Source organism: Pseudomonas sp. FIP_A4 (genome assembly GCF_036701605.1).
GTDB lineage: Bacteria > Pseudomonadota > Gammaproteobacteria > Pseudomonadales > Pseudomonadaceae > Stutzerimonas > Stutzerimonas phenolilytica.
The window spans coordinates 1-589 of the sequence record NZ_JAYDXP010000075.1 but is presented as its reverse complement, the minus strand read 5'-3'; the positions used below and the strand labels follow the sequence as shown (position 1 = coordinate 589).

General features: G+C 39.0%; 2 protein-coding genes. One reads left to right on the top strand and one right to left on the bottom strand.

The window, feature by feature from the left end:
* The coding region (locus tag U8L64_RS00595) for a hypothetical protein (RefSeq protein WP_333392751.1) at positions 1 to 214 on the top strand (214 nt) is incomplete at its 5' end.
* A 164-nt stretch (positions 215 to 378) separates the two neighbouring features.
* On the opposite strand, the gene U8L64_RS00590 is transcribed toward U8L64_RS00595, so the two are convergent.
* Positions 379 to 589 (bottom strand): hypothetical protein (locus tag U8L64_RS00590; RefSeq protein ID WP_333392749.1); only part of this gene is annotated, 211 nt, incomplete at its 5' end.

Genomic DNA, 589 nt, shown 5'->3' with positions numbered 1-589 from the left:
GCAAAAGGCACTTTCTCAGTGGCTGCCATCATTATTGTCCAATGTCACGCTGCAGCTTCTCAATGACATTCGAACACGCTTTGAAGAGATTCAGCCTGATATTCGACAAACTGTTTTACAGAATTACGGTCGTACTGGTTACCCATCATTGGATTTCGAACATCCGAATTTGGGAGTTTTACCTGAAACGGATAGTATATTTGAATCTGTATAATAACATATAGTCTAACACTTTACGGAAAACAAATGCATGTGTCCAGTGTCCGAAGAAGCTATTGCATCTAAGGTGTAGGTAATCTTACACGTCGCATCCCCGGTTCATTTTTCGCGCTTCCATCTTGCACTTCAATAGCGTTTTTTGCAAAAAGACATCTGTACTCACTTTTTGTGTTGCGAAAATACAACGCAAGAGCGCTGTATTTGTAAAAAAGCATCTGTACTTTTTTTTTTTTTCCCATAAATACAGTGCGAGAGCGCTCTTTTTTGCAGAAAGCACTTTAGGTCACTTTTTTTTATCTTTATGCGCTCTACAATGCATTTTTTTAGTTCCTTTTTTTGCACCATAGGTCCGTTTATGTTTGGGGAAGGC